The 8,323-nt window shown below is 66.8% G+C and carries 10 protein-coding genes and 1 pseudogene; 6 read left to right on the top strand and 5 right to left on the bottom strand.

From position 1 onward, the window contains the following. Positions 1-53 precede the first annotated feature (53 nt). From QPK32_RS17940 to lpxO, 6 genes are all read left to right on the top strand, one after another. Positions 54-836 (top strand): TatD family hydrolase, encoded by a 783-nt coding sequence (locus QPK32_RS17940; RefSeq protein WP_290414159.1) that lies wholly within the window; start codon positions 54-56, stop codon positions 834-836. A gap of 3 nt (positions 837-839) precedes the next feature. Then, positions 840-1,538, top strand: a complete 699-nt coding sequence (locus QPK32_RS17945) for an ankyrin repeat domain-containing protein (RefSeq protein ID WP_290414160.1) — start codon at positions 840-842, stop codon at positions 1,536-1,538. A 112-nt stretch (positions 1,539-1,650) separates the two neighbouring features. Further along, complete coding sequence (locus QPK32_RS17950) at positions 1,651-2,583, top strand: methyltransferase domain-containing protein (protein ID WP_374046762.1); 933 nt, start codon at positions 1,651-1,653, stop codon at positions 2,581-2,583. A 190-nt stretch (positions 2,584-2,773) separates the two neighbouring features. Further along, a complete protein-coding gene (locus QPK32_RS17955) occupies positions 2,774-2,965 on the top strand; it encodes a hypothetical protein (protein ID WP_290414161.1) in 192 nt (63 codons plus the stop codon). 111 nt (positions 2,966-3,076) lie between these two features. Then, positions 3,077-3,304 carry a DUF6139 family protein gene (locus QPK32_RS17960; protein ID WP_290414162.1) on the top strand — a complete coding sequence of 76 codons (228 nt, stop codon included), beginning with the start codon at positions 3,077-3,079 and terminating at the stop codon, positions 3,302-3,304. A gap of 234 nt (positions 3,305-3,538) precedes the next feature. Then, positions 3,539-4,438, top strand: a complete 900-nt coding sequence (gene lpxO / locus QPK32_RS17965; protein ID WP_290414163.1) for a lipid A hydroxylase LpxO — start codon at positions 3,539-3,541, stop codon at positions 4,436-4,438. 130 nt (positions 4,439-4,568) lie between these two features. Here lpxO and QPK32_RS17970 read toward each other — a convergent pair whose 3' ends face one another. The 5 genes and pseudogenes from QPK32_RS17970 to QPK32_RS17990 form a co-directional block, all read right to left on the bottom strand. Next, positions 4,569-5,942: an acetate kinase gene (locus QPK32_RS17970; protein WP_290414164.1), complete on the bottom strand. Its 1,374-nt coding sequence runs from the start codon at positions 5,940-5,942 to the stop codon at positions 4,569-4,571. Positions 5,943-5,967: 25 nt separating this feature from the next. Then, positions 5,968-6,486, bottom strand: coding sequence for a hypothetical protein (locus QPK32_RS17975; protein ID WP_290414165.1), 519 nt, complete (start codon positions 6,484-6,486; stop codon positions 5,968-5,970). An 11-nt stretch (positions 6,487-6,497) separates the two neighbouring features. Then, positions 6,498-7,172 (bottom strand): C39 family peptidase, encoded by a 675-nt coding sequence (locus tag QPK32_RS17980; RefSeq protein ID WP_290414166.1) that lies wholly within the window; start codon positions 7,170-7,172, stop codon positions 6,498-6,500. After that, entirely contained in the window at positions 7,169-7,600 is a 432-nt protein-coding gene (locus tag QPK32_RS17985; RefSeq protein WP_290414167.1) for a hypothetical protein, read from the bottom strand. The genes QPK32_RS17980 and QPK32_RS17985 overlap by 4 nt, the downstream gene beginning before the upstream one ends. Positions 7,601-7,678: 78 nt before the next feature. After that, positions 7,679-8,323: pseudogene (locus tag QPK32_RS17990) on the bottom strand (hypothetical protein); the annotation flags it as partial.

The raw sequence follows: 8,323 nt of genomic DNA on the forward strand, positions 1-8,323 counted from the left end.
CCGACGCTGGGAGGCGCACTGCGCCTCCCAGCGTCGTCTTGTACAATGTCGGCATGTACATCGATTCCCACTGCCACATCAATTTCCCCGAGCTTGCCGCGCGCATGCCGGAGATTCTCGCCAAGATGGCCGAGAACAAGGTCACGCATGCGCTGTGCGTGTCCGTCGAGCTGCCGGATTTTCCCGGCGTGCTCGCGCTGGCCGAGCAGTATCCGCACATTTACGCCTCGGTCGGCGTCCATCCCGACTACGAGGACACGCCGGAGCCCACCGTCGAGCAGCTGGTCGCGCTGGCCGACCACCCGAAGGTCGTCGCCATCGGCGAAACGGGCCTGGACTACTACCGCCTCGAGGGCGACCTGGAATGGCAGCGCAAGCGTTTCCGCACCCATATCCGGGCATCGCGCGAGACGCGCAAGCCGCTGATCATCCATACCCGCTCGGCGAGCGCCGACACGATCCGCATCCTGCAGGAAGAGGGCGCGGGCATCGACAAGGGCGGCGTGGCGGGCGTGATGCACTGCTTCACGGAGTCGCTGGAGGTGGCGCAGGCGGCGATCGAGATGGGCTTCTATATCTCGTTCTCCGGCATCGTCACCTTCAAGAGCGCCAAGGAGCTGCAGGCGGTGGCGCGGGCGCTGCCGCTGGACCGCATCCTGATCGAGACGGATTCGCCCTACCTGGCGCCGGTGCCCTACCGCGGCAAGGTCAACGAGCCGGGCTTCGTGCCGCACGTGGCGGAATTCCTCGCCACCTTGAAGGACGTGCCGCTGCGCGAGGTGGCGGACCGCACGACGGAGAATTTCTTCACGCTGTTCAAGGCCGCCAGGAGCTGACCGATGACGACCCGCCGCACCTTTCTCGCAGCCTCGCTGGCTGCCTTCGCGACCGTCGCGCTGGGCGGCCTGGGTGGGCTGGCGCAGGCCGCCGCGGCCGACCAGTCGGGCGCGTTCTTCCGCGCCGTCGAGATGGATGATGGACGCGGGGTGAAGTCCCAGCTCGACCGCGGCATGGATCCGAACGCGACCAGCGCCGGCGAGCCGGCGCTGGTCGTGGCCGTGCGCGAAGGGTCGATGGGGGCGCTGCGCGTGCTGCTGGCGCATCCGGCGCTGCGCATCGAGGCGGCGGCGCCGAACGGCAATACGGCGCTGATGATGGCCGCGTACAAGGGCAACGCGCCCGCCGTCGACATGCTGCTGGCCAAGGGCGCGGCCGTGAACCGGGACGGCTGGACGCCGCTGCACTACGCGGCGGCCGCGGGCGACGACGGTATCGCCGCCACGCTGCTGGAGCGCGGCGCCCGCATCGATGCCGTGTCCCCGGCGCCGAGCGGCAGCTTCACCCCGCTGATGATGGCGGCGCGTGAAGGGCACGAGGACAGCGCGCTGTTCCTCGTCGACCGCGGCGCCGACGTGCGTCTGAAGAACGGGGAAGGGCTGACCGCCGCCCAGATCGCCGAACGGGCCGGCCACACGTCGATCGCCCAGGCGCTGGCGACCCGCGCCGCCGAGCGGCCGAAGGGCGAACAGGCGAATTGACGGTATTTTCCCCATCACCTCCACGCTTCGATTCAACTATTTCCTGTAGATAATTTACCGGTCAAATCAACACCGGTGCCGGCCCGCCGCGCGGCTCACTACAAGGAACGATATGCTGAACGAACGCGAAATCGAGAGCTGCTACCTCGGCCAATTTATCCCGGTCCACTACCATCACAATATGCTGATGGACCAGAACCGCATGCACAGCTTCAAGGCCGCGATCCGCCATGCCGTCAAGCCCGGCATGAAGGTGCTGGAACTGGGCGGCGGCACGGGCGTGCTCTCGTTCTTCGCGGCGCAGAACGCAGCCAAGGTGTATTGCGTCGAGTTCAATCCGGACATGGTGCGCGAGGCGCGCCGCTTCCTGGCGATGAACAACAATGGCGATCGCGTCGAGGTCGTCCACGCCGACGCCTTCGAATACCTGCCGCCGGAGCCCGTCGACATCGTGATCTGCGAGATGATCCACGTCGGCATGCTGCGCGAAAAACAGGTCGAGCTGATGGAGTCGTTCAAGCGCCGCTACCTCGCGCGCTTCGGCGGCCCGCTGCCGATCTTCCTGCCGGAAGCCGTGATCATGGCCGTCCAGCCGCTGCAGCAGGAGTACGATTTCGAAGGTTTCCATGCCCCGATCGTGCAATTCCAGCAGACGAACGTGATGTCTCCCGGCACGGTCGAACTGGCCCAGCCGGGCGTGTACAGCATCTTGGACTTCAACCAGCCGGTCGACACGACGATCGCCTGGGAGGGCCGCTTCCTGGTCGAGAAAGCCGGCCGCCTGAACGCGATGCGTTTCATCACCAAGAACGTGTTGTCGATCATCGAGGAGTTCGGCACCACCATCGACTGGCTGAACCACTACATGATGCTGCCGCTGGCCAATCCCGTCGACGTGCAGGCCGGCGACGTCGTGCAGGTCTCGTTCGCCTACCGCGCCGGCGGCTCGATCCCGTCGCTGGAAGCGTCGCTGCGCGCCGACGTCGTGGCCCGCTTCGAAGAGCGTGACCAGGTCGAAGCCCCTGGCGCCGCCGTCTACGCTTGAAACCGCTGAAACGCTGACACCTCGTCCCTGCGCAGGCGGGGGCCGGTTTTTCCCCGGGGATGCGCCGTTCATCCCCGCATTTCCCCCGCTCATCCCCCGCTGCGACCCTCCGTCGCATCCGCATTGCCCCTTTCCCCGCCAGCACCTACAGTACGCACACCTGATGTTTTTCCCCGCGAAGGAGCGTACGATGCTTGGATTCCTGGCCTGGTTGCTGCTGCTGTTCCTGTGCTGGCCGCTGGCCCTGCTGGCGCTGGTCCTGTACCCGCTGTTCTGGTTGCTCCTGCTGCCGTTCCGGCTGGTCGGCATCGGCGTCGAGGCCGTGTTCGAGCTGTTGCGCGCCATCGTCATGCTACCGGCCCGCGTGCTGGGCGGCCGATGATGGCGGATGGCAAGGCAGTGTGCGCGGATTAACAGACGCAATTCAACCATTCGCCTATCGTGGCCTTACCGATGGCTTTCATTCGACGGCCATGCTTTGAAAGGAAATGAAATGCGCCTGGACATCTACCGCAGAGCTGAAACCGACGGCAAGTTCTCCTACCTCGCCGTCCCCGAGACCCGCGATATCCCCGAAGAAGCGACCAACACGGACTGGGAAGTCGAAGCCCGTGCCGTCGAAGTGGCGGACGACGCCGAACGGATCGAGGATTACGATATCGACAATCTGAACGGCCAGCTGTCCGAAAAGGGTTATGCAGTCACCTCGGTGCTGCATTAAGCCAGCGACCGGACATGGTGGGCATGTGATGCCCACGTTACGGCAGCGATGAAATGCAGGGCGGGCATCACATGCCAACCGTGCCTTGTCGCCAGCCCACGACAAGTCGTCGACCGTGCGCCGGCCGCCCCGCGAAGGGGCCGGCCGGCGTACGTCCGCCCCTCCCGTATGGTATCCTAGCGGCCTTCGATCATGATCTTCCGCCGCACGACGCGGCGGGGCGCTGGAGGCACAATGAAGTGGGCAATCGTCGGGTTTCTTATCCTTTCCGTTCTACATATTCACTTCCGGGGTAAGGTCCGCCTGCCGATCGGGCGCCAATTGTTCGACCATTCGTCGTTCATGGCACCGATCAATATCTTCATGCACCTGTTCTCGCGCGTGCCGAGCACGCCGTACATCCCCGTGCGCGAATTCCCGGAACTGTCCGTCCTGCAGGAAAACTGGCCCGTCATCCGCGAGGAAGCCCTGAAGCTCATCGAGCTCAAGAAGATCAAGGCGTCCGAGGAGAACAACGACGCCGGCTTCAATTCCTTCTTCAAGACGGGCTGGAAGCGCTTCTACTTGAAGTGGTACGACGCCAGCCATCCCTCGGCCGAGCGCCTGTGCCCGAAGACCCACGCGCTGCTGGCCGGCATCCCGTCGATCAAGGCGGCGATGTTCGCCGAGCTGCCGCCGGGCGCCAAGCTGAACCTGCACCGCGACCCGTTCGCCGGCTCGATCCGCTACCACCTGGGCCTGGCCACGCCGAACGACGACCGCTGCTTCATCGAAGTCGACGGCGAACGCCACAGCTGGCGCGACGGCCAGGCCGTCATCTTCGACGAGACCTACCTGCACTGGGCCGAGAATGCCAGCTCGAGCGACCGCGTGATCCTGTTCTGCGACGTCGAGCGCCCCATGCGCTACCGCTGGACCCAGGCCGTCAACCGCTGGCTGGGCCGCACGATGATGACGGCCGCCGCCTCGCCCAACGAGACGGGCGACCAGATCGGCCTGGTCAGCAAGCTGTTCCGCATCTCGCACGTGATGGGGCAGTACCGCCGCCGGTACAAGGCGTGGAACAAGACGGCGTATAAAGTGACCAAGGTCGGGTTGATCGTCGGTCTCGCCGCAGCCATCTATTACATCTAAGACGTACCCGTAAAACCGTCGTCCCTGCGAAGGCAGGGACCCAATTTCTGTTCGCGTCACGTAAACGCTTGCTAAATTGGGTCCCTGCCTTCGCAGGGACGACGGCGTTTACGCGGGCGTTTTCTTTCGCTCAGAATGAGAACGGCATCCGCAACATCAGCGTCACATCCGGCGTATCCCGCGTCATGCCCGCACCTACCGAGATGTTCAGCGTGCGCTTGTTGTTGATGCGGTAGGAGCCGCCCAGCAGCAGGGTGCCCAGCTGGATCCGCACCGAGCCGGGGATCACCTGGCCGTTCTGCTTCATGCGCGCGACCGAGCTGTGGTCGTAGCCGATGCTGAACGAGGCGCGCTCGTTCAGCGCGAGGCCCATGCCGATGTTGAAGCCGAATACGTCGCCGGGCTTGATCTCTCCCAGCAGTTCGCGGCCGCCGTCGAGCACGGTGCGGTAGACGTTGTCGCGCTTGAAGTTGTGCGTGTAGCTGAAGGTGCCGAAGAAGATGGCCGGGTCGGACGGCAGCAGCCAGGTCAGGCTGGGCTGCAGCGAATAGAAGCCGGAACCGGTCGGCAGGTCCAGGGGCAGGCCCGTGCCGGTGACGTTTTCTCCCAGGCAGCGCGTCTGGCAATCGGTGACGACCTCGAACGGGTCGCGGCCCGTGCGCGACTTGAAGCGCAGGCCGGCGATGTAATAGGGCTTGTCGATGCCGCCGTCGTTGAGCTGGTAGCGCGCCGCCACTTCGATGTCGCCGATGCCCTTGCCGCTCGTGTCGAAGGCGCGCTCGGCGGCGGTACCCGTGAACAGCTCGCGCGACACCGTGGAATCGCTGCGGTAGACGTAGGGAATCTTGCCTTCGACCTCGAAGCGGTTCGTCACGCCGTAGCGGAAGGTGGCGCTGCCCGTGGTCGTGTTGCGCTTCACCTCGCGCACGTCCAGCAAGCCGATCAGCAAGGCGGGAATGACCGTGTAGCCGACCAGGGCGACGCGGTTGCTCGACGAATAGCCGTACTGCACGGCCGGTTCGAACACGCCGCGGCCGCGCGGGGTCAGCACGCCCGGCGTCTCGAAGATGGGCGCCACTTCCGGCGTGCGCTGGCCCTGGCCCGGCTGCGGCGCCTGGCCGACCTGGGTCGGCTGGCTGGCGACCACGGGCTGCGGCGCGGCCACGTTGGCGGAATTGCTGCCGGTGACGGGCGCCGGCAAGCCTTCCTGGGGCGTGCCGCCAGTGCCGCGCAGGGCGTCCATCGGCGCGCCGTTGCCGGACGCCTGGGGCCCGGTGCCGCGCAGCGCGTCGAGCTGGCCCGTGCCGGCGGGGCTGCCCGCGTCCTTGATGCCGCTGGCGCGCAGTTGGCGCTCGAGTTCGTCGACCCGTGCGCGCTGTTGTTCCAGCTGCTGCCGCATGATCTTCAATTGTTCCAGCAGTTCGGGCCCCGTCTGCGCTTCGGCAGGAAGGCAGGCGAGCGCCACGCTGAGGGCGATCATGCTGTACAGCGGACTTCTTTGCATATGCGATGTCTCCGGTGGTGCGCCGTCACCTGCCGGTGGCGGCGCTGTTCAATGCATTCGACAGGGTGTTCTGGAAGTTCATGGACTGCAATAGCCCACGGGCATCCACACTGGCATTGATGATAGTTGAATTATTGATAATCTGGTTGTTCAGGCTGTTCTGGATCACGGTCCCGCCGAGCGCGTTGGGGCCGAAGTCGACGGCCACGCTGCCACCGCCACCGTTCTGGATCAGGCGCAGCTGGTTCAGCGAGTCGGCCGACAGCGTCGTCTGGCCGGCGGTCAGCTTGCCCAGGTCGCCGAAATCGATCCGGCTGCTGTCGGCGACGGCGCCGTTGATCGTCGTGATGCGCTCCAGGCCCAGCGAGACGGCCAGGCCCGTGTCGGTGACGAAGCCGCCGCGGTAGCCGTCCAGCGATTCGGCCGCGACCGCGTTGCCGGCGTCGAACGGAGCGCCGCCATCGCCGGACGCGGCCTGGCCCAGGGCCTGGCCCGCGAGCGCCGCGCCGGCCAGCAGGCAGGCGATCTGGAAGGAAGGGCGCATGAAGTCTCCTGTCAAAAATCCCCGGGGCCGAATTTCGGCAGGCTGCTGATGTCCAGCGCGGTCCGGGTCACCGCGTCGGCCAGCGGCGCGCGCGGCGCGGCGCGCCAGTCGGCGGTGAGATTGAATTGCGGCCGGGTCGGCGATTCGTGGATCACGAACAGCAGCCGGGTCGGCCAGATGGATTCGAACTGTTCGCGCGTGATGGCGCGGGTGCCGCTGGACGGGTCGCCCAGCAGGATGCGGCCGTCCTGGAAGCCCTTGATGACGACGAAGTGGTTGTAGCCCTTCTCGGAGATCAGGACGATGGCCGGCAGCTTCGCCTCGGCCAGTTTTTCCAGCGGCTGGCGGAAACCGTCGGACTTGAAGCCGATCGTCGCCAGGTATTTCTGCATGTCGAGCAGCGAAAAGCCTTCCTTGCGGATCTTGGCCTGGTCGCCATGCGCCCACATCGACTGGAAGGCGGTGGTTTCGCTGATCGGGTAGCCGTAGTGGTTGCTCAGCAGGGTGGCCAGCGCGGCGGAGCCGCAGCTGAAGTCGTACTGCTGGCGGATGGTCGAGATGAAGCGGAGTTCCTTCAGGCTGTGCACGGGCACGTGGAAGCGGGCAGCGGCGGTGTCCAGGTCGGCCGCCTGGGCGCCCGCGTTGCCCAGCAGTGCGCACAGCAGGATCAGTGCGCGTGAAGTCATTTGAACTGCAGGTTGATGATGGTGGCGTTCTGGATCAGCACGTTGGCGCCGCTGTTCTGGATCACCACCGGGATCCCGGACATATTGGCGAACGAGCCGCTGTCGATCGTGTTGTTGCCGGTGACGACATTGGTGGCCGTGTTGTTGGCCACGGCGCCGTCGATGTTCGCATTGTTGTGCACGTCGGTGCCGCCGCGCTGCCCCTCGAGGTAGGCGTCGTGTTCCGCCGTTCCCTGCGCGGGTTCCTGCCTGGCCGGCGCCGGTGCGCTGATCGCATGCGCGGGCGTGAACAGCGAACGGGCCGCCGCCGTGCGGGCGTCGATGGCCTCGTCCGGTGCGGCATGGGCCGCCGTCGCTGCTGCCGCACACGCCGCGAACAGGACGGTGGCGCAGGCGCGGACGACGGATTGCTGGGTTGCTTGCTGCATGGTGGTCCCCCGGTTGCGGCAAAAACCGCCGTGCCCGGAGGCACGGCAGGTTTTGCTTGATGCTTGCTGCTGGCTGGATTACTGCGCGCCGCCCACGTTCATATTGCTCTGGACGTTGACGCTCTGCTGCACCAGGGAGGAGATGCCGCTGTTCTGGCTGATGACAGTGATGCCCGCCGCGCCCGAACCGGCGTTGCCCATCGTGTTCGACAGGTTGAAGGTGCCGGCGTTGACGGTGTTCGAGCCGCCGTTGCCGCCCATGCCGTCGCCGCCGTTGCCGCCCACGCCGTAGCCGGTCGTGATCGACGCCAGCGAGCCGCCTGCGCCGCCGGTCGAGGAACCGCCCGCGCCGCCTGCGCCGCCCGCGCCGGCGGTTGCCGTGCCGGCAGTGGCCGAGCCGGTGGTGGCCGAGCCGCCGGTGGCTGCGCCCCCTGCTGCGCCCGAACCCGAGGTGGTCGACGCCATGCCGGTCGAGCCGCCCGCGCCGCCAGCGGCACCTGCGCCGCCCGCACCCGCGGTCGAGGTGGCTGCCGCACCCGAGCCGCCTGCGCCGCCTGCGCCGCCGCTGTTCGAGGCGCCGTTGCCGGCCGTGCCGGCCAGCGAGGAACCTGCGCCGCCGGTGCCGCCGGTCGAAGCGCCGCCTGCCGCGCCCGCGCCGGCAGTGTTGGTGCCTGCCGCGCCCGCGCCGCCCATGCCGCCGGCTGCGCCTGCGCCGCCCATGCC

This window comes from Massilia sp. YIM B02763, assembly GCF_030412015.1.
In the GTDB taxonomy this organism is placed as follows: domain Bacteria; phylum Pseudomonadota; class Gammaproteobacteria; order Burkholderiales; family Burkholderiaceae_D; genus Telluria.